Consider the following 21,101-nt stretch of genomic DNA (forward strand, 5'->3'; position numbering starts at 1 on the left):
GGTCAGCCTCTGGCCAGTGCCGCCAGCACCAGTTCGCAGCTGCGCTGGCCATAGGCGGTGAGCACCTCGCGAATGCGTGGCAGGTCACGCGAGACCACGGCTTCGAGCAGGCGGGCGAACAGGTCGAGATAGTCGCTCATGTTGGCCTGGCGCTGGTCCAGCGACAGGTAATAGGCACGGCTCATGGCCGGCTGCAGGTTTTCCACGGTTTCCTGCAGGAACGGGTTGTCGGCGAATGGATAGGCCGCACGCATGACCGCAAAACTGTCGGCGACGAAGGTCTTGATGTCGAGCTGGTCATGGGCACGCTGCAGCCGCTGCTGGATCTCCAGAAACGGGCGCAGGTCGGCTTCGGTGCGCCATTTTTGCGCAACCGCATTGCCCAGCAGGATGTAGAACTCGCCCATCAGTGAGCACAGGCTGCGAACGCTGCGCTCGTCCAGCTGCGTCACATGGGCGCCCCGGCGCGGCAGGATCGCCACCAGATGGCGGCGTTCGAGGATCAGCAATGCCTCGCGCACCGAGCCGCGGCTGACGTTGAGCGCCTGGGTAACCTTCTGCTCCTGGATACGTTCGCCTGGTGCCAGCTCGCCGCGGATGATGCGTTCGGCCAGGTAATCGGCAATCTGCTCGGAGAGGCTGTCCGGGGCCTTGAACGTCATGGTTTTCCTTCAAAATCATTGAACTGGGCACAAGGGGCGAATTGTAGCGTACTTGGGCGGTAGTCGCGCAGAGGGGCCAGGTGGTTTATTTGACCTGTCAGACAGCCACGCGCCCGGCGCGATCTATGCTTGGAATAGAGGCAGTGTGTTCGGCTGGGCATGGACATGTGCATTTTCTTGACCTTTGGGTCAGAAAAATATTGACCTGCTAGACAGGTCTTGCTTAGAGTCCGCCCAACAACAATAAAACCATTGCGAGGCCATCCCCGTGATCCAGTTTCTCGTCAACCAGGAGCTGCGTAGTGAGCACGCCCTGGACCCAAACATGACGGTGCTGCAGTACCTGCGCGAGCACCTGGGCAAAACCGGCACCAAGGAGGGCTGCGCCAGTGGAGACTGCGGTGCGTGCACCGTGGTGGTCGGCGAACTGAGCCAGGACGACCAAGGCAACGACAGCCTGCGCTACCGCAGCCTCAATTCGTGCCTGACCTTTGTGTCGTCGCTGCACGGCAAGCAACTGATCAGCGTCGAGGGTCTCAAACAACAGGGCCAACTGCACAGCGTTCAACAAGCGATGGCAGACTGCCACGGATCGCAATGCGGCTTCTGCACGCCCGGCTTCGTCATGTCACTGTTTGCCCTGCAAAAGAACAGCAGCGGCCCCGACCTGCACCAGGCCCAGGAAGCCCTGGCTGGCAACCTGTGCCGCTGCACCGGTTACCGACCGATCCTCGACGCTGCCGAGCAGAGCTGCCGCCAGCCCTGCCGCGACCAGTTCGATAGCCAGCAGGCGCAAACCATCAGCCGCCTCAAGGCCATTGCCCCGACCCAGACCGGCGAGCTGAACAGCGGCGACAAGCGCTGCCTGGTGCCGCTGACCGTCTCCGACCTGGCCGACCTGTACAGCTCGCACCCTGAAGCGCGCCTGCTCGCGGGGGGGACCGACCTGGCGCTGGAAGTCACCCAGTTCCACAAGACCCTGCCAGTGATGATCTACGTCGGCCATGTGGCGGAGCTCAAGCGCATCGAGAAAACCGCCAGCCACCTGGAAATCGGCGCCGCCACGCCGCTGACTGACTGCTACACCGCGCTGAACGAAGAGTACCCTGACTTCGGGGCACTGCTTCACCGCTTCGCCTCGCTGCAGATCCGCAACCAGGGCACCCTCGGCGGCAACATCGGCAACGCCTCGCCGATTGGCGACTCGCCACCCTTGCTGATCGCGCTGGATGCGCAGGTCGTTCTGCGCCAGGGCGAGCGTCAGCGGGTGATGCCACTGGAAGACTACTTCATCGATTACCGCATCACCGCCCGACAGGACAGCGAGTTCATCGAGAAGATCATTGTGCCGCGCGCCACCAGCGACTGGGCGTTCCGCGCCTATAAAGTGTCCAAGCGCCTGGACGATGACATCTCCGCCGTGTGCGGGGCGTTCAACCTCAGCATCGAAGACGGCGTAGTCAGCGGGGTACGCATCGCCTTCGGCGGCATGGCGGCGATCCCCAAACGCGCCCGCGCCTGTGAGGCGGCGCTACGTGGCAAGCCATGGGACCAGGCTGCCATCGAGCGCGCCTGCCAGGCAATGGCCGAGGACTTCACCCCGCTAAGCGACTTCCGCGCCAGCAAGGAATACCGCCTGCTGACCGCGCAGAACCTGCTGCGCAAGTATTTCATCGAACAGCAAACACCGCACATCGAAACCCGGGTGACCGCTTATGTCTAACCATCACGTAGCCAAAAGCCAGGCCGAGATGGCCGAACTGTTCAGCCAGGACCTGACCACCGGGGTGGGCCGCAGCGTCAAGCACGACAGCGCCGACAAGCATGTGTCCGGCGAGGCGGTGTACATCGACGACCGCCTGGAATTCCCCAACCAGTTGCACGTCTATGCCCGCACCGCCGACCGCGCCCATGCGCGTATCCTGCGCATCGATACCACGCCGTGCTACGCCTTCGAGGGCGTGCGCATTGCCATCACCCACGAAGACATCCCCGGCCTGAAGGACATCGGCCCGGTGGTGGCCGGCGACCCGCTGCTGGCCATCGACAAGGTCGAGTTCTTCGGCCAGCCGGTGCTCGCTGTCGCTGCCCGCGATCTTGAAACCGCACGTAAAGCGGCCATGGCCGCCATCGTCGAGTACGAAGACCTGGAACCGGTGCTGGACGTGGTCGAGGCGCTGCGCAAGAAGCACTTCGTGCTCGATAGCCACACCCATCAGCGCGGCGATTCGGCTGCCGCCCTGGCCAGCGCCCCGCACCGCATTCAAGGCACCCTGCACATCGGCGGCCAGGAGCACTTTTACCTGGAAACGCAGATTTCCTCGGTAATGCCTACCGAAGACGGCGGCATGATCGTCTACTGCTCCACGCAGAACCCCACCGAAGTGCAGAAACTGGTCGCCGAAGTGCTCGACGTACCGATGAACAAGGTGGTGCTGGACATGCGCCGCATGGGTGGCGGTTTTGGCGGCAAGGAAACCCAGGCCGCCAGCCCGGCATGCCTGTGCGCGGTAGTTGCGCGCCTGACCGGCCAGCCAACCAAGATGCGCCTGCCGCGGGTCGAAGACATGACCATGACCGGCAAGCGCCACCCGTTCTACGTCGAGTATGACGTGGGCTTCGACGACAACGGCCGGCTGCACGGCATCAATTTCGACCTGGCCGGCAACTGCGGCTATTCGCCCGACCTGTCCGGCTCGATCGTCGACCGCGCCATGTTCCACTCCGACAACGCTTACTACCTGGGCGATGCCACCGTCCACGGCCACCGCTGCAAGACCAACACCGCCTCCAACACCGCCTACCGCGGCTTTGGCGGCCCACAGGGCATGGTCGCCATCGAGCAGGTGATGGACCATATCGCCCGTCATCTGGGCCGTGACCCGCTGGCCGTGCGCAAGGCCAACTATTACGGCAAGACCGAACGCAACGTCACCCACTACTACCAGACCGTCGAGCACAACATGCTCGAGGAGATGACCGCCGAGCTGGAAGCCAGCAGCGACTACGCCGAACGCCGCGAGTCGATCCGCCGCTTCAACGCCAACAGCCCGATCCTGAAGAAAGGCCTGGCGCTGACTCCGGTCAAGTTCGGCATTTCGTTCACCGCCACCTTCCTCAACCAGGCCGGTGCGCTGATCCACATCTATACAGACGGCAGCATCCACCTGAACCACGGCGGCACCGAGATGGGTCAGGGCCTGAACACCAAGGTAGCCCAGGTGGTGGCGCAGATCTTCCAGGTGGATTTCAGCCGCATCCAGATCACCGCCACCAACACCGACAAGGTGCCTAACACCTCGCCTACGGCTGCGTCCAGCGGCGCCGACCTGAACGGCAAGGCGGCGCAGAACGCGGCTGAAATCCTCAAGCGCCGCCTGACCGAGTTTGCCGCACGGCACTATCAGGTGACCGAGGAAGACGTCGAATTCCGCAACGGCCATGTGCGCGTGCGCGACCAGATCGTCAGCTTCGAGCAACTGGTGCAGCAGGCTTACTTCGCTCAGGTGTCGCTGTCCAGCACCGGGTTCTACCGCACACCGAAGATCTTCTACGACCGCAGCCAGGCCCGCGGCCGGCCGTTCTACTACTTCGCCTTTGGCGCAGCCTGCGTCGAAGTGATCGTCGATACGCTGACCGGCGAATACAAGATGTTGCGCGCCGACATCCTGCACGACGTGGGCGATTCGCTGAACCCTGCGATCGACATCGGCCAGGTAGAGGGCGGTTTCATCCAGGGCATGGGCTGGCTGACTACCGAAGAGCTGGTGTGGAACGCCAAAGGCAAGCTGATGACCAACGGCCCGGCCAGCTACAAGATCCCGGCCGTGGCCGACATGCCACTGGACTTGCGGGTGAAACTGGTGGAGAACCGCAAGAACCCGGAAGACACCGTATTCCACTCCAAGGCCGTGGGCGAGCCCCCGTTCATGCTCGGCATCGCTGCCTGGTGTGCAATCAAGGATGCCGTGGCCAGCCTGGCTGATTACCGCGTGCAGCCGCAGGTGGATGCACCAGCTACGCCGGAGCGGGTGCTGTGGGGCTGCGAGCAGATGCGCAAGGCAGTGGCTGAAACACAGTCGCGCGAACGGGAACTGGAAACCATCACCCCCTGACAACGCAAGGCCCTTGTAGGAGCGGGTTTACCCGCGAATGCGATATCAGCTTCATCGCTACATTCGCGGGTAAACCCGCTCCTACCAGGGTCGGCAGCATGGCTTAGAGAGGTTGCATCATGCACCAATGGATCAACGCCCTCGCCGACCACCAGTCACGTGGCGAAGCCTGCGTGCTGGTGACCATCATCGAGGAACGCGGCTCGACACCGCGCAATGCCGGCTCAAAGATGGTGGTCAGCGCCAGCGGCCTGTTCGACACCATCGGCGGCGGGCACCTCGAATACAAAGCCTTGCACATCGCCCGACAAATGCTCGAAGAGCAGCGCACCACCCCGCACCTGGAGCGCTTCAGCCTCGGCGCCAGCCTGGGCCAGTGTTGCGGCGGCGCCACCGTGCTGCTGTTCGAGCCGATGGCCGCTGTGCAGGCGCAGATCGCCGTGTTCGGCGCGGGCCATGTCGGCAGGGCTCTGGTACCCTTGCTCGCCGCGCTCCCCTGCCGGGTGCGCTGGATCGACTCGCGTGAACAGGAATTCCCCGAACTCATCCCCAAAGGGGTGACCAAGGTCGTCAGTGAGGAACCGGTCGACGAAGTCGCGGACCTGCCGCCCGGCAGCTACTGCATCGTCATGACCCACAACCACCAGCTCGACCTGGAACTGACCGCCGCCATTCTCAAGCGCAACGATTTCACCTGGTTCGGCCTGATCGGCTCGAAGACCAAGCGGGTCAAGTTCGAGCACCGCCTGCGCGAGCGAGGTTTCGACGAGGCCGTCATGGCACGCATGCGCTGCCCCATGGGCCTGGCCGAGGTCAAGGGCAAGCTGCCCATCGAGATCGCCGTGTCTATCGCCGGTGAAATCATTGCCACTTACAACGCCTGCTTCGGCCAGCACGACGCTGCCGCCAATGCCGGCCCCATTGCCCAATTGCTGCCGCCCTCCCGGCGCAGCCAAGCCATTTGACGAGTGTGTTATGACCGTTACCCGCAAAGCCTACCGTGCCGCCATCCTGCACAGCATTGCCGACCCGGCCGAGGTGGGCCTGGAGGCTTCCCATGAATACTACGAAGACGGCCTGCTGGTGGTCGACGATGGCCGCATCAGCGCCGTTGGGCACGCCAGTGAACTGCTGCCGACGCTGGATGCCGGCATCCCGGTCGAGCACTACCAGGACGCGTTGATCACCCCGGGCTTCATCGATACCCACATCCACTTCCCGCAGACCGGCATGATCGGTTCCTACGGCGAGCAGTTGCTGGACTGGCTCAACACCTACACCTTCCCCTGCGAAAAGCAGTTCGCCGACAAAGACCACGCCGACCAGGTGGCGAAGATCTTCCTCAAGGAACTGCTGCGTAACGGCACCACCACTGCGCTGGTATTCGGCAGCGTGCACCCGGAGTCGGTCAACGCCCTGTTCGAAGAAGCCGAGCGCCTGGACCTGCGCCTGATCGCCGGCAAAGTGATGATGGACCGCAATGCCCCAGACTACCTGACCGACACCGCCGAGTCCGGCTATGCCGAAAGCAAGGCACTGATCGAGCGCTGGCACGGCAAAGGCCGCCTGCACTATGCCGTGACCCCGCGCTTCGCCCCAACCAGTACGCCGGAACAATTGACCCTGGCCGGCCAATTGCTCAAGGAGCACCCGGGCGTGTACATGCACACGCACCTGTCGGAAAACCTCAAGGAAATCGACTGGGTCAAGTCGCTGTTCCCCGAGCAGAAGGGTTATCTGGACGTCTACGATCACTTCGAGCTGCTGGGCGAACGCTCAGTGTTTGCCCACGGCGTGCACCTGTGCGACGAAGAGTGCCAACGCCTGGCCGAAACCGGCTCGGCCGTGGCCTTCTGCCCCACCTCCAACCTGTTCCTCGGCAGCGGCCTGTTCAACCTGCCCCAGGCCGAGCGGTTCAAGGTCAACGTGGGCCTGGGCACCGACGTTGGCGCCGGCACCAGCTTCTCTCTGCTTAACACCCTGAACGAGGCATACAAGGTGATGCAGCTGCAAGGCGCGCGCCTGCACCCGTACAAATCGCTGTACCTGGCCACCCTCGGCGGCGCTCGCGCGCTACGCCTGGACGACCGTATCGGCAGCCTGCGCCCGGGCAACGATGCCGACTTCGTGGTGCTGGACTACAAGGCCACGCCACTGCTGGACTACCGCATCCAGCAGTCCAACAGCATCGAAGAAACCTTGTTCGTGCTCACCACCCTGGGCGATGACCGTACCGTGCGTGAAACCTACGCCGCCGGGCGCTGCGTGCACCAGCGCTAAGGTTCTTTCGCCAAACCCCGATACAGCGCGCCGCCGATTGCAGCCCCGATCAGCGGCGCCACCCAGAACAGCCACAGCTGCTGCAGGGCCCAGCCCCCGACGAACAAGGCCGGCCCCGTGCTACGCGCGGGGTTGACCGAGGTATTGGTGATCGGGATCGAGATCAGGTGGATCAGGGTAAGGGCCAGGCCGATGGCGATGGGTGCAAAACCGGCCGGTGCGCGGGCGTCGGTCGCCCCCATGATCACCACCAGGAACATGGCGGTCATCACCACTTCACTGATGAAGCCGGCGCCCAGCGTGTAGCCACCGGGCGAGTGGTCGGCGTAGCCGTTTGAAGCCAACCCCGAAGACAGCTCGAAACCGGCCTTGCCGCTGGCGATGAGGTAGATCACCCCGGCCGCCAGGATGGCACCGATGACCTGAGCGATCACATAAGGCAGCAGCTCTTTGGCCGGGAAGCGCCCGCCTACCACCAGCCCGAACGACACGGCAGGGTTTAGATGGCAACCAGAGATATGGCCAATCGCGAAAGCCATGGTCAGTACAGTGAGGCCGAAGGCGAAGGCGACACCGAGTACACCGATGCCGAGAGGGGAACTGGCTGCGAGTACCGCACTGCCACAGCCACCAAGGACCAGCCAGAAGGTGCCGATCAGTTCGGCCCCCATGCGTTTACCCAGGGACATGCTCATGAATCCGTTCCTCAAGAAGTTGAACGCAACGAATGCGCAAGCCCAACTGCTTGATGAAGGTTTGCTCACAAGAATTTAGCAGACCTTTGGGTTATGGCCAGTAGTGCCTGGGGGCTGCCTTGCAGCCCCTCGATCACACCGGCAAACGATCAACCCTTGATGGAAACCTTCGGCTTTTTCAACAGGTGCGAGAACACCGCATGCAAATCGTCCGAGGCGCTCTCCTCGTCCAGGTTCAGCTTGCTGTCGATGTGGTCCATGTGATGCATCATCAGGCTCACGGCCTGCTCGGCATCGCGCGCCTCGATGGCATCGATAAGCTGCATGTGCTCATCGTAAGAGCAGTGCGAGCGGTTGCCGCTTTCGTACTGGGCAATGATCAGCGAAGTCTGCGAGACCAGGCTGCGCTGGAAACTTACCAGCGGTGCATTGCCCGCCGCTTCGGCCAGCTTGAGGTGGAACTCACCGGAAAGGCGGATGCCGGCACCCCGGTCACCGCGCGAGAAGCTGTCGCGCTCCTCACGCACCATCTGCCGCAGCTCGTTGAGCTGGTCGAGGGTAGCATGCTGCACCGCCAGCTCGGTGATGGCGCGTTCGACCATGCGCCGCGAGAAGAACACCTGGCGCGCCTCTTCCACGGTCGGGCTGGCCACCACCGCGCCGCGGTTGGGCCGCAGCAACACCACGCTTTCGTGGGCCAGGCGCGACAAGGCGCGGCGGATGATGGTGCGGCTGACGCCAAAGATCTCGCCCAGCGCTTCCTCGCTCAACTTGGTGCCCGGAGCCAGACGCTGCTCGAGGATCGCCTCGAAAATATGCGCGTAGACGATGTCGTCCTGGGTACCGCTGCGGCCGGCCTTGCCGACTCGTGCAGGTTTTTTCAGAGGTTGCAGCTGTTCGTTCATGGGCTCTCGAGGCACGAAGAGAAAGTATGGCGCCATTGTACACAGGCTGAGGCGATTCCGCAGGGGGCGTTTTACCTATATAGCCGTTGTACGACACATTGCGCATACAAAACATAAAACATTATTTGCTTTCTTTGTACACAAAAGCATAATCCATCGAGCGACTTCTTGACCCTTGAGTCAACAAACCGGTCAGACGTCTGCCTTCCCTCGCGGAGCCGCCAAGTGCATTGCGCAGGAAACTGGCTCCATAACAACAAGAAAGACTTGAGGAGTACCCGCTGTGGAAAGCCGCAAATCCGAAGCCCCTACGCTGGATCTCGCCCCACCGCTCGAAACGAGCTGGCTGGAGCGGATTTTCAAACTCAAGCAACACGGCAGTACCGTCAGAACCGAAATGATCGCTGGGGTGACCACCTTCATCACCATGGCCTACATCATCTTCGTCAACCCCAACATCATGGCCGACGCCGGCATCGACCATGGTGCCGCTTTCGTCGCCACCTGCATCGCCGCCGCGCTGGGCTGCCTGCTGATGGGCCTGTACGCCAACTGGCCGGTGGGCCTGGCGCCGGGCATGGGGCTCAATGCCTTCTTTACCTACACCGTTGTCGGCACCATGGGCTACAACTGGGAAACGGCGCTGGGGGCGGTATTCGTCTCGGGCGTGCTGTTCATGTTCCTGACCTTGTCGAAAGTGCGCGAATGGCTGCTCAACAGCATCCCGGTCAGCCTGCGCCATGCCATGGGGGCCGGCGTCGGATTGTTTCTCGGGCTGATCGGCCTTAAGACCGCAGGCATCATCGTCGACAGCCCTGCCACCCTGATCAAGCTGGGCTCGCTGCATGAACCGGGGCCACTGCTGGCAGCCGTGTGCTTCCTGCTGATCGCCATCCTCAGCTACAAGCGGGTCTTCGGTGCGATCCTGATCAGCATCATCGGTGTCACAGTCGCAGGCTGGGGCCTGGGCCTGGTCAAGTTTGGCGGGGTGATGTCGATGCCGCCGAGCCTGGCGCCCACCTGGATGGCCATGGACGTGGCTGGCGTGTTCAACGTCAGCATGATCAGCGTGGTGCTGGCGTTCCTCTTCGTGCACATGTTCGACACTGCCGGCACCCTGATGGGCGTCGCGCAACGGGCCAACCTGGTGGCGCCGGACGGGCGTATCGAGAACCTGTCGAAGGCGTTGAAGGCTGACAGTGCCTCGAGTGTGTTCGGTGCGGTGGTAGGTGTACCGCCGGTGACCAGCTATGTGGAGAGTGCTGCGGGGGTTGCTGCAGGTGGCCGAACTGGCCTGACGGCTGTGGTGGTAGGCCTGCTGTTCATCGCCGCGATGTTCTTCGCGCCGCTGGCCGGGATGATTCCTGCCTATGCGACAGCAGGTGCACTGATCTACGTTGCAATGCTGATGATGGGTAGCATGGCGCACATCCATTGGGATGAGGCCACCGACAGCATTCCGGCGATCGTCACGGTGATCATGATGCCGCTGACGTTCTCGGTCGCCGATGGTATTGCCCTGGGCTTCATCAGCTATGTGGCCTTGAAGGCGGGTACCGGCAAGTACAAGGAAATCTCGGCCAGCCTGTGGGTGCTGTGCGCGATCTTCATCGCCAAGTTCGTGTTCCTCTGATCAAGGGTGTCTGGCTTTAGATTTCCAGTGTTTTCGACCGAGCGCCGCCCCGCGGCGCATCGCGTCGCTCCTATGCTTGTTTCGGGCCATCAATGCCCGCGAGGGACGCGCGCGACCGCCTTGTTGGTACGCCGCGATATGGCGCCCTTGCTCAACATTTGAAAGGCCTTCGCGGTCGCCCGTAGGAGCGGGTTTACCCGCGAAGAGGCCGGCCCTGCTGGCCAATCTCCACCCGCCGTTCACCGTTGCTGCCGCCACCGTATTCGCGGGTAAACCCGCTCCTACCACGGTGGTGGACAGTTGGACACAGCCCGCCGTAGGAGCGGGTTCACCCGCGAAGAGGCCGGCACAGGCAACGCAAAAAACAGCAGACGAAAAAAAGCCCGCCAGTGTGAGAGCGGGCCAAAGGACCTACGAAGATTCTTCTAGCGACCAACTAGCTTCCACGATAGGTCGAATAGCTGTACGGCGAAATCAGCAGCGGCACGTGGTAATGCTCCTGCGACTCGTCGATGCCAAAGCGCAGCACAACAACATCCAGAAACGCCTGGGCCGGCAGTTGCACGCCACGGGCGCGGTAGTAATCCCCAGCGCTGAACTGCAACTGGTAAACGCCAGTGCGGTAATCGTCCCCCTGCAACAGCGGCGCATCGACGCGGCCATCGCTATTGGTCAGGGCGGTGTTCACCAGCTCCAGCTGCTGGCCTTCGACGCGGTACAGCTCGACCTTGATCGAGCTACCCGGGCAGCCATGCGCGGCATCCAGTACGTGTGTGGTCAAACGTCCCATTGCGTGTCGCCTCTTGTTCAATCTGTGGGCAAAAAATACTCAGCCATCGCACCAGCTTAGCGCCTGCGGCAGGCGGGAATGACGTTATTAAGACATTCTACCCATGAATTGTACACAATTTTTTGATCTCCCCTGTCGCACCCTCCCTTTGATGCCCATAAACGACCCATCGGTCGCAAATACGCGCACCATAACGATGCCAACTTTATTAGCTGACCAATCAGGCAGGTTTCTTGCACTGTATTTCCAAGTCGCTGTCAGGCGACAAAAGGGAAGAAATGCGGAAAAACAGGCTTACAAAAGATTTCAGAAGTTGTATACAATCAGCCCATCCGGTGGTGCGACATACCGACGCGGCCCGCCCACCCCCCGCACTAACGCACAAGAAGGAAGACTGCAGTGAGCGCTGATTACCCTCGCGACCTGATCGGTTACGGCAACAACCCTCCTCACCCGCAATGGCCGGGCAACGCCCGCATCGCGCTGTCTTTCGTCCTCAACTACGAGGAAGGTGGCGAACGCAACATCCTGCACGGTGACAAGGAATCCGAAGCCTTCCTGTCCGAGATGGTCGCTGCCCAACCACTGCAGGGCCAGCGCAACATGAGCATGGAGTCGCTGTATGAATACGGCAGCCGTGCCGGTGTATGGCGCCTGCTGAAGCTGTTCAAGGACAGCGGCGTACCACTCACCATCTTCGCCGTGGCCATGGCCGCCCAGCGCCACCCCGACGTGATCCGCGCCATGGTCGAAGCCGGCCACGAGATCTGCAGCCACGGCTACCGCTGGATCGACTACCAGAACATGGACGAGGCCCAGGAGCGCGAGCACATGCTCGAAGCCATCCGTATCCTCACCGAACTCACTGGCGAACGCCCGCTGGGCTGGTACACCGGCCGAACCGGCCCGAACACCCGCCGCCTGGTGATGGAGGAAGGTGGTTTCCTCTATGACAGCGACACCTACGACGACGACCTGCCCTACTGGGAGCCAAACAACCCCACTGGCAAGCCGCACCTGGTGATCCCCTACACCCTGGACACCAACGACATGCGCTTCACCCAGGTACAGGGCTTCAACTGCGGCGAGCAGTTCTTCCAGTACCTGAAAGATGCCTTTGATGTGCTGTACGCCGAAGGCGCCGACGCACCGAAAATGCTTTCCATCGGCCTGCACTGCCGCCTGGTCGGTCGCCCGGCGCGCCTGGCAGCACTCAAGCGCTTCGTCGATTACGCAAAAAGTCATGACCAGGTCTGGTTCGCCCGTCGCGTGGATATCGCCCGCCACTGGCACACCACCCACCCGTACAAGAAAGAGAACGCCTGATGACCGCCTTCAATACCCTCAAACCATCCGCCCTGGACCGTGACACCTTCGTCAAGGCCTTCGCCGACATCTACGAGCACTCGCCGTGGGTTGCCGAAAAAGCCTACGACCTGGGCCAACTGGGCGAGCTGGACGAGATCGAGGCGCTGCACCAGCGCATGAGCGACATCCTGCTCAGCGCCAACCACGCCGACCAGCTGGCGCTGATCAACGCTCACCCGGACCTGGCCGGCAAGGCAGCCATCCAGGGCGAGCTGACAGAATCGAGCACCAACGAACAGGCCGGCGCCGGCATTCACCAGTGCACCGCCGAGGAGTTCGCCCGCTTCACCGAGCTGAATGATGCCTACAAAGCCAAGTTCCAGTTCCCGTTCATCATGGCAGTGAAGGGCAGCAACCGGCACCAGATTCTCGCCGCCTTTGAAAAGCGCATCCACAACGATGCCGATGCCGAATTCAAGGAAGCCCTGACGCAGATCAACCAGATCGCCCTGTTCCGCCTGCTGCAGCTGTAAGCAACAGCCGAACCTTATTCAGAAAACGAACAATAGAAGAGATAACCGCATGCGCACCCTGATGATCGAGCCCTTGACCAAAGAAGCCTTCGCCCAGTTCGGAGACGTGATCGAAACCGACGGCAGCGACCACTTCATGATCAACAACGGCTCGACCATGCGCTTTCACAAGCTCGCCACGGTCGAAACCGCCGAGCCTGAAGACAAGGCGATCATCAGCATCTTCCGCGCCGACGCGCAGGACATGCCGCTGACCGTGCGCATGCTGGAACGCCATCCGCTGGGCAGCCAGGCTTTCATCCCGCTGCTCGGCAACCCCTTTCTGATCGTGGTCGCGCCCGTTGGCGATGCACCTGTATCAGGCTTGGTCCGAGCCTTCCGCAGTAATGGCAGGCAGGGCGTTAATTACCATCGCGGCGTCTGGCACCACCCGGTGCTGACGATCGAAAAGCGGGATGATTTCCTGGTGGTTGATCGCAGTGGTTCTGGCAACAACTGCGATGAGCATTACTTCACCGAGGAACAGATGCTGATCCTCAATCCCCACCAATAAGAAAAGGTCAGTCATCTTCTCGGTGACTGGCAGAGGTACATACTGTGGAAGCACACCTTCACGAATGGCTGAACCTGAGCATTCGCTGGGTTCACATGATCACCGGCGTCGCCTGGATCGGTGCATCGTTCTACTTCGTCTGGCTGGAGAACCACCTGAACCGAAGCAACCCGCGCGATGGGTTGTCGGGTGATCTCTGGGCGATTCACGGCGGTGGTATCTACCACCTGGAGAAATACAAGCTCGCCCCCCCGAAAATGCCCGAGAACCTGCACTGGTTCAAATGGGAAGCCTACTTCACCTGGATGTCCGGTATCGCCCTGCTGTGCGTGGTGTTCTACTGGAACCCGACCCTGTACCTGCTGGCACCTGGCAGCACCCTGAGCGGTGCCGAAGGCGTGGCCATCGGTATCGGTTCGCTGATCGCGGGCTGGTTCATCTACGACTTCCTGTGCGACTCGCCCCTGGGCAAGAAGCCAGCGCTGCTCGGTGGTGTTCTGTTCGTGCTGATCATCGCAGCCTGCTGGGGCTTCAGCCTGGTGTTCAGCGGCCGTGGCGCCTACCTGCACACCGGCGCGATCATCGGCACCATCATGGTCGGTAACGTGTTCCGCATCATCATGCCGGCCCAACGCCAGCTGGTGGCGGCGATCGAGAACAACCAGACGCCCGACCCGGTACTGCCGGCCAAGGGCCTGCTGCGCTCGCGTCACAACAACTACTTCACCCTGCCGGTGCTGTTCATCATGATCAGCAACCATTTCCCGAGCACCTACGGTAGCCAGTACAACTGGCTGATCCTGGCCGGTATCGCAGTAGCCGCGGTTCTGATCCGCCACTACTTCAACACCCGCCACGACAGCAACAAGTACGCCTGGACCCTGCCCGTCGGCGCCCTGGCGATGATCTGCCTGGCTTACGTTACCGGCCCGAAACCGATGGCCGTAAGCCCTGAGCAAGCCGCAGCGAAGATCGAGTACCAACCGCTGCCGGCAACTGCGGTAGGCGGCAAGACCGCTGCCGAGCAGCGCGCCGAGGACGCCGCCAAGGCTGCCGAGCAGCGCGCCGAGGACGCCGCCAAGGCTGCCGAAACACCTGCGCAGGCACCGGCCCAGGCCGCTGCCCAGGCCGGTGGTGGCGACTTCGACAAGATCCACAATGTCATCCAGGAACGCTGCACCGTGTGCCACTCGTCCAAGCCGACCAGCCCACTGTTCAGCACCGCCCCTGCCGGCGTGATGTTCGACACTCCGCAGCAGATCCAGGCCCAGGCCGCGCGCATTCAGGCGCAAGCGGTTGCCAGCCAGATCATGCCGCTGGGCAACATCACCCAGATGACCACCGAAGAGCGCAAGCTCGTCGGGGACTGGATCGCCAAAGGCGCCCAGGTCAACTGACAGCACCTCGCCAGGCAACCCGCCCCCAAGGGAATCATCTTTCCCTGAAGGGGTGGGCTGACCCGCAAATCGGGGGATTGCACATCCCTTGTAGGAGCGGGCTTGCCCGCGAAGAGGCCGGTAACCCCAGCCTCAAGCTCCATGTGTTACGCAACAAGCAAGCATCGAGCGCGCAGGCATGAAGCCTGCCGCTTGGATCCGAGAATAAAAACAAAACTCGAGGTGCTGCATGTCCGAGTCACGCAAGGCGTATATCCCCATTGCGCCGCCGCGCGAACCCTTGCCCCTGTTCCAACTGATCCTGGTTGGCCTGCAACACGTTCTGCTGATGTATGGTGGCGCGATCGCCGTGCCGTTGATCATCGGCCAGGCCGCCGGGTTGTCCCGTGAAGAAGTCGCTTTCCTGATCAACGCCGACCTGCTGGTCGCCGGCGTCGCTACCATCATCCAGTCGTTCGGTATCGGCCCGGTGGGCATCCGCATGCCGGTGATGATGGGTGCCAGTTTCGCTGCCGTCGGTAGCATGGTGGCCATGGCCGGCATGCCCGGCGTAGGCCTGCAGGGGATCTTCGGCGCGACCATCGCTGCCGGGTTCTTCGGCATGCTGATCGCGCCGTTCATGTCCAAGGTTGTCCGCTTCTTCCCACCGCTGGTCACCGGTACGGTGATCACCTCGATTGGCCTGTCGCTGTTCCCGGTGGCAGTCAACTGGGCCGGTGGCGGCCATGAAGCAGAAACGTTCGGCTCGCCGATCTACCTGCTGGTGGCCGGCCTGGTACTGGCCGTGATCCTGCTGATCAACCGTTTCATGCGCGGTTTCTGGGTCAACGTGTCGGTACTGGTGGGCATGGGCCTTGGCTACATCCTGGCCGGCTCCATCGGCATGGTCGACCTGTCGGGCCTGAATGAAGCACCGTGGTTGCAGGTGGTCACCCCACTGCACTTCGGCATGCCGACCTTCAGCCTGGCGCCGATCCTGTCCATGTGCCTGGTAGTGGTGATCATCTTCGTCGAGTCCACCGGCATGTTCCTGGCCCTGGGCAAGGTGACTGATCGTGAAGTAACCCCTGGCATGCTGCGTCGCGGCCTGCTGTGCGATGCCGGTGCGTCGTTCATTGCGGGCTTCTTCAACACCTTCACCCACTCCTCGTTCGCCCAGAACATCGGCCTGGTGCAGATGACCGGGGTGCGCTGCCGCTATGTCACCATCGTGGCCGGTGCACTGCTGATCCTGCTCAGCCTGCTGCCCAAGGCGGCCTTCCTGATTGCCTCTATCCCGCCTGCGGTACTGGGCGGCGCGTCCATCGCCATGTTCGGCATGGTCACCGCCACCGGGATCAAGATTCTTCAGGAGGCGGACATCGGCGACCGCCGCAACCAGCTGCTGGTTGCCGTGAGCGTCGGCTTCGGGTTGATCCCCGTGGTGCGTCCGGAGTTCTTTGCCCAGATGCCACAGTGGATGGAACCCATCACCCACAGCGGTATCGCCATGGCCACGGTCAGTGCCCTGGTGTTGAACGTACTGTTCAACATCCTTGGCGGTGCCGACCGCGCAATGCACAACGACGTCTGTCACCAGCATTGAGCCAAGGGGGGCGGTGCATTGCCGCCCCTCATTCACCTCTGCAGTAACCGCTACGCCGTCGACCCGCCGGAATGGGTCGCCCGGGGCGCCTGCGCGCCAAAAACACCAACAAAAACAATAAGTCCGGGAATCACAACATGAAGCGCATCACCACGTCCCTGTTGTTGGGCAGCAGCCTGCTGGCCACCCTACCCTCGCACGCAGGCGAATGGCTGCAATGGCACGGCGAAAGCCTGACCTACCTGTACGGCAAGGACTTCAAGGTCAACCCTGATATCCAGCAGACCATCACCTTCGAGCACGCCAACAAATGGAAGTACGGCGACACCTTCATGTTCGTCGACAAGATCTTCTACAACGGCAAGGCCGACCCCGGCAAAGGTGTGACCACCTACTACGGCGAGTTCAGCCCACGCCTGTCATTGGGCAAGATCTTCGACCGCAAGCTTGCCTTCGGTCCGATCAAGGACGTGCTGCTGGCCATGACCTACGAGCGCGGTGAAGGCGACAACGAGGCCTACCTGATCGGCCCCGGCTTCGACTTGAACATCCCCGGCTTCAACTATTTCACCCTCAATTTCTACGTGCGTAACACCGAAGGCAGCCGCCCCGGTGACAACGTCTGGCAGATTACCCCCGGCTGGTCGTACACCCTCCCCGTGGGGCGGTCAGACATTCTGATCGACGGTTACATGGACTGGGTTACCGACAACGACCAGACCCGCCGTGGCACCTATCACGCCAACCTGCACTTCAACCCGCAGGTCAAATACGACCTGGGCAAGGCGCTGAACCTGGGCGCCAAGCAGCTCTACGTTGGCTTTGAATACAGCTACTGGAAAGACAAGTACGGCATTGACAGCCGCGGCAACCTGGACAGTAACCAGAGCGTCGCCAGCGCGCTGGTCAAGGTCCACTTCTGACAAGCTGACCAAACGCACAGGTTTGATCCACCCCGCTCCAGGACGGAGCACTTGAGGCGCGGCGCGCAAGCCAGTAATCTGCGCGCCCCCTCGATCAGGGCAGAACGGATTCTGCCTGCGTTTACTGACCGCTCAGTCAATGAATTCGGGCGGTTGGCCAACGTGTTGCCAGCCTGAAAGACCCTTTTCATCCGTTCAGAACGAAGTCGAGCAGGAAGGTTTTGCCAACCCGGAAAAGTTGGCCCAACCCTTGCCAAACAGCTGTGGCCTATCGAAAAAAGCTGACTCAAAAGACAAAAAAGCGCCGACACCGAGCGCTGACAACAGATCAATCAAGGGAGCGACACTCGCAATGCGTACTATCAAGAGCCTGATCCTCGCTGGCGGCCTGCTGGCCTGCGGCACCACCTTCGGCGGCGACCTGCTGCAATGGCAGAACAACAGCCTGACCTACCTGTGGGGCAAGAACTTCAAGGTCAACCCGGCGATTCAGCAAACCGTCACCTTCGAGCACGCCGATGGCTGGAAGTACGGAGACAACTTCATTTTCGTCGACAAGATTTTCTACCAGGGCCAGAAAGACGCCGGCAACGGCCCGAACACCTACTACGGTGAGATCAGCCCACGCCTGTCGTTCGGCAAGATTTTCGATCAGAAGATCGAGTTTGGCCCGGTCAAGGACGTGCTGCTGGCGATGACCTACGAGTTTGGCGAAGGTGACACAGAGTCTTACCTGATCGGCCCAGGCTTCGACCTGGCCATCCCGGGCTTCGACTACTTCCAGCTGAACTTCTACAACCGCACCACCGACGGCAGCCGCGCTGGCGACAACGTGTGGCAGATCACCCCGGTGTGGTCGTACACCATTCCGGTCGGTGATTCCGACGTGCTGATCGACGGCTTCATGGACTGGGTGGTGGACAACGACGAGAACCGCCGCGGCACCTACCAGGCCAACCTGCACTTCAACCCGCAGATCAAGTACGACCTGGGCAAGGCATTGCACCTGGGTGAGAAACAGCTGTATGTGGGTGTGGAGTATGACTACTGGAAAAACAAGTACGGCATCAAGGACAGCGATGCCTTCACTACCGACCAGAACACCATGAGCTTCCTGGTCAAGGTTCACTTCTGAAATGATCGCTCGGGGCCGCGCTGCGGCCCATTCGCGGGTAAACCCGCTCCTACAGGGGCCGCGCCGGGTTCAAGGCAAACGCGATACCTGGGGGGGCGGGTTCACCCGCGAACCGGGGCAAAGCCCCGGCCACACGCCTCAATTGGCTGGCCGAACTGCCCGCCACAATTTCCCCGCAACGCTTACCACCGCCAGCACCACAGCACCTGCGATGACGCCGACCCCGCCGTTGAGCAACGCACCGGTCAACGCCCCGCCACGCCCTTCGCTGAACGCCTCGATGGCATGATGCAGCGGCTCGATGCCATGCACCAGGATCCCACCGCCAACCAGGAACATCGCCGCAGTACCAATCACCGACAGGCTTTTCATCATGTACGGCGCCGCCCGCAGGATGCCGTTACCCACTGCCTGAGTCAGCCTGGAGGTTTTGCGGGCCATCCACAGCCCAAGGTCGTCAAGCTTGACGATCCCGCCTACCAACCCATACACACCAATGGTCATGACCACCGCAATGCCCGACAGCACGATGATCTGCTGGGTCAGCGGCGAGTCCGCGACGATACCCAAGGTAATGGCGATGATTTCCGCCGACAGGATGAAGTCGGTACGCACCGCCCCCTTGATCTTGGCTTTTTCAAAAGCCACCAGGTCAACGCTGGGATCGGCAACGGCCTCCTTGCGCGCCTCGTGCTGTGCATCATCCTCTTCCTTGCTGTGCAAGAACTTGTGCGCCAGCTTCTCGAAACCCTCGAAGCACAGGTACGCACCGCCCAGCATCAGCAGTGGCGTTACCGCCCACGGGATGAAGGCGCTGATCAGCAGGGCCGCCGGCACCAGAATGGCCTTGTTCAGCAGCGAGCCTTTGGCCACCGCCCACACCACCGGCAACTCGCGATCAGCGCGCACGCCGGTGACCTGCTGAGCATTCAGTGCCAGGTCGTCACCCAGCACACCCGCAGTCTTTTTCGCCGCAACTTTGGTCATTAGCGAGACGTCATCCAGCAGCGTGGCGATGTCGTCGATCAGTACCAGTAGACTGCTTCCTGCCATGTTTGCCTGTTTCCCCTGAATTGAATGTGCCGGAGTCTAGCCGAAAGTCGCTGCCTTGAGCGCCCGTCGAGCCCGGTGCTACCATGCCCGATCCCCCTTAGAGGTGGCCAGACACGAGGAAGATCCCTGACCATGAGCACCATTCGCGAGCGCAACAAGGAATTGATCCTGCGCGCGGCAAGCGAGGAATTCGCCGACAAGGGCTTCGCCGCCACCAAGACCAGCGATATCGCGGCCAAGGCCGGCCTGCCCAAGCCGAACGTGTATTACTACTTCAAGTCCAAGGACAACCTTTACCGCGAGGTCCTGGAAAGCATCATCGCGCCAATCATGCAGGCATCCACGCCGTTCAATGCAGACGGCGACCCGAAGGAAGTGCTGAGCGCGTACATTCGTTCGAAGATTCGCATTTCGCGTGATCTGCCTTATGCGTCCAAGGTGTTCGCCAGCGAGATCATGCATGGCGCGCCGCACCTGTCAGCGAACCAGGTAGAGCAGTTGAACGAGCAGGCCCGACACAACATCGAGTGTATCCAGCGCTGGATCGACCGCGGGCAGATCGCCCATGTGGACGCACACCACCTGATGTTCAGCATCTGGGCGGCGACCCAGACCTATGCGGACTTCGACTGGCAGATTTCTGCAGTGACCGGCAAGGCCAAGCTGGCCGACAGTGATTATGACGCGGCAGCCGAAACCATCATTCGTATGGTCTTGAAAGGTTGTGAGCCTGAGGCAGCCTGAACCATCCCGAAGGTCCATTCGCGGGCAAGCCCGCTCCCACAGGATCACCACATGCCTGAAGGTAGTGGAGTCGCTGTGGGAGCGGGCTTGCCCGCGAATGGACCAGAACAGGCAATAGAGATTTAGGCCGCTACCCCGGCATCTGCCCGCAACCCCACCTCCTCGATCGCACTGATCGCACACTGCTCGTCGATATCCGACGTATCGCCGCTGATCCCCACGGCACCCAGCACCTTGCCGTCCTGATCACGAATCAGCACCCCACCCGGCGCCGGCACCACCGGCCGCTCACCCATGCCGTTCAACGCGGCAAAAAAAGCCGGCCGCTGCTGCGCATCCAGCGCCAGCAAGCGCGATCCCTTGCCCAGGGCAATCGCGCCCCAGGCCTTGCCAGTGGCCACTTCAGGACGAATCAGGCTGGCGCCATCCTCGCGCTGCAGCGCCAGCAGGTGCCCGCCGGCATCCAGCACCGCCACGGTCAGCGGCGCGGCATTGATCTTGCGGCCCGCCACCAGCGCGGCATTCACCAGGCTGACGGCGACTTTCAGGTTCAGAACGTTCATGGAAAGGTCCTCTTCTTGTTGTGAGAAGCCCTGAGGGCAGTTGAAAACCGATCGAACAAATAGAACACAACGAGAGATGTTTTTGTATACAATATTTTTAAACGATCGTATGCGATGGCGCAAACCCTCGTTTTCACGGGCGCTCTGACGAAAGCCAGCTTAGTCGATGAAAACCCATTGACCTGAGCCGCCAGGCGTGAATACACTCTGTCGCAAAGCAAGTTGTA

General features: G+C 61.6%; 19 protein-coding genes. 13 read left to right on the top strand and 6 right to left on the bottom strand.

The window, feature by feature from the left end; all coding sequences use genetic code 11:
- Positions 1-2: 2 nt before the first annotated feature.
- Complete coding sequence (locus ACF8EF_RS02360; protein ID WP_176685158.1) at positions 3-662, bottom strand: GntR family transcriptional regulator; 660 nt, start codon at positions 660-662, stop codon at positions 3-5.
- A gap of 268 nt (positions 663-930) precedes the next feature.
- Between ACF8EF_RS02360 and xdhA the strand changes: the two genes are divergently transcribed.
- The 4 genes from xdhA (at position 931) to guaD (ending at position 7,057) form a co-directional block, all read left to right on the top strand.
- Positions 931-2,385, top strand: coding sequence for a xanthine dehydrogenase small subunit (xdhA, locus tag ACF8EF_RS02365; protein ID WP_392461881.1), 1,455 nt, complete (start codon positions 931-933; stop codon positions 2,383-2,385).
- Complete coding sequence (xdhB, locus tag ACF8EF_RS02370) at positions 2,378-4,777, top strand: xanthine dehydrogenase molybdopterin binding subunit (protein ID WP_392461883.1); 2,400 nt, start codon at positions 2,378-2,380, stop codon at positions 4,775-4,777. Before xdhA ends, xdhB begins: the two co-directional genes overlap by 8 nt.
- A gap of 119 nt (positions 4,778-4,896) precedes the next feature.
- Positions 4,897-5,742, top strand: coding sequence for a xanthine dehydrogenase accessory protein XdhC (gene xdhC, locus ACF8EF_RS02375; protein ID WP_180688616.1), 846 nt, complete (start codon positions 4,897-4,899; stop codon positions 5,740-5,742).
- Between the two features lie 10 nt (positions 5,743-5,752).
- Positions 5,753-7,057, top strand: a complete 1,305-nt coding sequence (gene guaD, locus ACF8EF_RS02380) for a guanine deaminase (protein ID WP_176685154.1) — start codon at positions 5,753-5,755, stop codon at positions 7,055-7,057.
- On the opposite strand, the gene aqpZ is transcribed toward guaD, so the two are convergent.
- Positions 7,054-7,752 carry an aquaporin Z gene (aqpZ, locus tag ACF8EF_RS02385; RefSeq protein WP_176685153.1) on the bottom strand — a complete coding sequence of 233 codons (699 nt, stop codon included), beginning with the start codon at positions 7,750-7,752 and terminating at the stop codon, positions 7,054-7,056. The two genes, guaD and aqpZ, sit on opposite strands and share 4 nt — an antisense overlap.
- A 149-nt stretch (positions 7,753-7,901) precedes the next feature.
- The gene (locus ACF8EF_RS02390; RefSeq protein WP_392461885.1) at positions 7,902-8,657 is read right to left on the bottom strand and encodes a GntR family transcriptional regulator; all 756 of its coding nucleotides are present in this window, start codon (positions 8,655-8,657) and stop codon (positions 7,902-7,904) included.
- A 283-nt stretch (positions 8,658-8,940) separates the two neighbouring features.
- Between ACF8EF_RS02390 and ACF8EF_RS02395 the strand changes: the two genes are divergently transcribed.
- Complete coding sequence (locus tag ACF8EF_RS02395) at positions 8,941-10,290, top strand: NCS2 family permease (RefSeq protein WP_021783017.1); 1,350 nt, start codon at positions 8,941-8,943, stop codon at positions 10,288-10,290.
- Between the two features lie 436 nt (positions 10,291-10,726).
- Here ACF8EF_RS02395 and uraH read toward each other — a convergent pair whose 3' ends face one another.
- On the bottom strand, positions 10,727-11,080 hold the full coding sequence (uraH, locus tag ACF8EF_RS02400; protein WP_003254328.1) for a hydroxyisourate hydrolase: 354 nt from the start codon (positions 11,078-11,080) through the stop codon (positions 10,727-10,729).
- A 399-nt stretch (positions 11,081-11,479) separates the two neighbouring features.
- Between uraH and puuE the strand changes: the two genes are divergently transcribed.
- The 7 genes from puuE to ACF8EF_RS02435 all read left to right on the top strand — a co-directional run bounded on the left by puuE (position 11,480) and on the right by ACF8EF_RS02435 (position 18,514).
- On the top strand, positions 11,480-12,406 hold the full coding sequence (puuE, locus tag ACF8EF_RS02405) for an allantoinase PuuE (RefSeq protein ID WP_176685151.1): 927 nt from the start codon (positions 11,480-11,482) through the stop codon (positions 12,404-12,406).
- The gene (gene uraD, locus ACF8EF_RS02410; RefSeq protein ID WP_176685150.1) at positions 12,406-12,921 is read left to right on the top strand and encodes a 2-oxo-4-hydroxy-4-carboxy-5-ureidoimidazoline decarboxylase; all 516 of its coding nucleotides are present in this window, start codon (positions 12,406-12,408) and stop codon (positions 12,919-12,921) included. Before puuE ends, uraD begins: the two co-directional genes overlap by 1 nt.
- A gap of 49 nt (positions 12,922-12,970) precedes the next feature.
- Complete coding sequence (locus tag ACF8EF_RS02415) at positions 12,971-13,474, top strand: ureidoglycolate lyase (protein WP_003254333.1); 504 nt, start codon at positions 12,971-12,973, stop codon at positions 13,472-13,474.
- 44 nt (positions 13,475-13,518) lie between these two features.
- Entirely contained in the window at positions 13,519-14,871 is a 1,353-nt protein-coding gene (locus ACF8EF_RS02420) for a urate hydroxylase PuuD (protein WP_392528994.1), read from the top strand.
- A gap of 229 nt (positions 14,872-15,100) precedes the next feature.
- Positions 15,101-16,456 carry a nucleobase:cation symporter-2 family protein gene (locus ACF8EF_RS02425; protein WP_176685148.1) on the top strand — a complete coding sequence of 452 codons (1,356 nt, stop codon included), beginning with the start codon at positions 15,101-15,103 and terminating at the stop codon, positions 16,454-16,456.
- A 137-nt stretch (positions 16,457-16,593) separates the two neighbouring features.
- Positions 16,594-17,379 carry an outer membrane protein OmpK gene (locus ACF8EF_RS02430; RefSeq protein WP_209967310.1) on the top strand — a complete coding sequence of 262 codons (786 nt, stop codon included), beginning with the start codon at positions 16,594-16,596 and terminating at the stop codon, positions 17,377-17,379.
- A 352-nt stretch (positions 17,380-17,731) separates the two neighbouring features.
- Positions 17,732-18,514, top strand: a complete 783-nt coding sequence (locus tag ACF8EF_RS02435) for an outer membrane protein OmpK (protein WP_003254339.1) — start codon at positions 17,732-17,734, stop codon at positions 18,512-18,514.
- Positions 18,515-18,652: 138 nt separating this feature from the next.
- Here the strand turns inward: ACF8EF_RS02435 and ACF8EF_RS02440 are convergent, their stop codons facing one another.
- Positions 18,653-19,567: a DUF808 domain-containing protein gene (locus ACF8EF_RS02440; protein ID WP_392462338.1), complete on the bottom strand. Its 915-nt coding sequence runs from the start codon at positions 19,565-19,567 to the stop codon at positions 18,653-18,655.
- A gap of 132 nt (positions 19,568-19,699) precedes the next feature.
- Between ACF8EF_RS02440 and ACF8EF_RS02445 the strand changes: the two genes are divergently transcribed.
- Positions 19,700-20,311, top strand: a complete 612-nt coding sequence (locus ACF8EF_RS02445; protein ID WP_209967314.1) for a TetR/AcrR family transcriptional regulator — start codon at positions 19,700-19,702, stop codon at positions 20,309-20,311.
- Positions 20,312-20,433: 122 nt separating this feature from the next.
- Here the strand turns inward: ACF8EF_RS02445 and ACF8EF_RS02450 are convergent, their stop codons facing one another.
- Entirely contained in the window at positions 20,434-20,874 is a 441-nt protein-coding gene (locus tag ACF8EF_RS02450) for a heme-binding protein (protein ID WP_010955037.1), read from the bottom strand.
- Between the last annotated feature and the right edge of the window lie 227 nt (positions 20,875-21,101).

It is taken from the genome of Pseudomonas sp. zjy_15 (genome assembly GCF_043101865.1).
GTDB classification, from domain to species: Bacteria; Pseudomonadota; Gammaproteobacteria; order Pseudomonadales; family Pseudomonadaceae; genus Aquipseudomonas; species Aquipseudomonas putida_Y.

Bases quoted from the DNA above. Each gene is read 5' to 3' on its own strand.
- ACF8EF_RS02430 (WP_209967310.1), top strand. From the start codon at position 16,594: ATGAAGCGCATCACCACGTCCCTGTTGTTGGGCAGCAGCCTGCTGGCC.
- ACF8EF_RS02450 (WP_010955037.1), bottom strand. From the start codon at position 20,874: ATGAACGTTCTGAACCTGAAAGTCGCCGTCAGCCTGGTGAATGCCGCG.
- ACF8EF_RS02440 (WP_392462338.1), bottom strand. From the start codon at position 19,567: ATGGCAGGAAGCAGTCTACTGGTACTGATCGACGACATCGCCACGCTG.
- guaD (WP_176685154.1), top strand. From the start codon at position 5,753: ATGACCGTTACCCGCAAAGCCTACCGTGCCGCCATCCTGCACAGCATT.
- uraH (WP_003254328.1), bottom strand. From the start codon at position 11,080: ATGGGACGTTTGACCACACACGTACTGGATGCCGCGCATGGCTGCCCG.
- uraD (WP_176685150.1), top strand. From the start codon at position 12,406: ATGACCGCCTTCAATACCCTCAAACCATCCGCCCTGGACCGTGACACC.
- ACF8EF_RS02390 (WP_392461885.1), bottom strand. From the start codon at position 8,657: ATGAACGAACAGCTGCAACCTCTGAAAAAACCTGCACGAGTCGGCAAG.
- xdhC (WP_180688616.1), top strand. From the start codon at position 4,897: ATGCACCAATGGATCAACGCCCTCGCCGACCACCAGTCACGTGGCGAA.
- ACF8EF_RS02360 (WP_176685158.1), bottom strand. From the start codon at position 662: ATGACGTTCAAGGCCCCGGACAGCCTCTCCGAGCAGATTGCCGATTAC.
- ACF8EF_RS02435 (WP_003254339.1), top strand. From the start codon at position 17,732: ATGCGTACTATCAAGAGCCTGATCCTCGCTGGCGGCCTGCTGGCCTGC.
- ACF8EF_RS02445 (WP_209967314.1), top strand. From the start codon at position 19,700: ATGAGCACCATTCGCGAGCGCAACAAGGAATTGATCCTGCGCGCGGCA.
- ACF8EF_RS02415 (WP_003254333.1), top strand. From the start codon at position 12,971: ATGCGCACCCTGATGATCGAGCCCTTGACCAAAGAAGCCTTCGCCCAG.
- aqpZ (WP_176685153.1), bottom strand. From the start codon at position 7,752: ATGAGCATGTCCCTGGGTAAACGCATGGGGGCCGAACTGATCGGCACC.
- xdhB (WP_392461883.1), top strand. From the start codon at position 2,378: ATGTCTAACCATCACGTAGCCAAAAGCCAGGCCGAGATGGCCGAACTG.
- ACF8EF_RS02425 (WP_176685148.1), top strand. From the start codon at position 15,101: ATGTCCGAGTCACGCAAGGCGTATATCCCCATTGCGCCGCCGCGCGAA.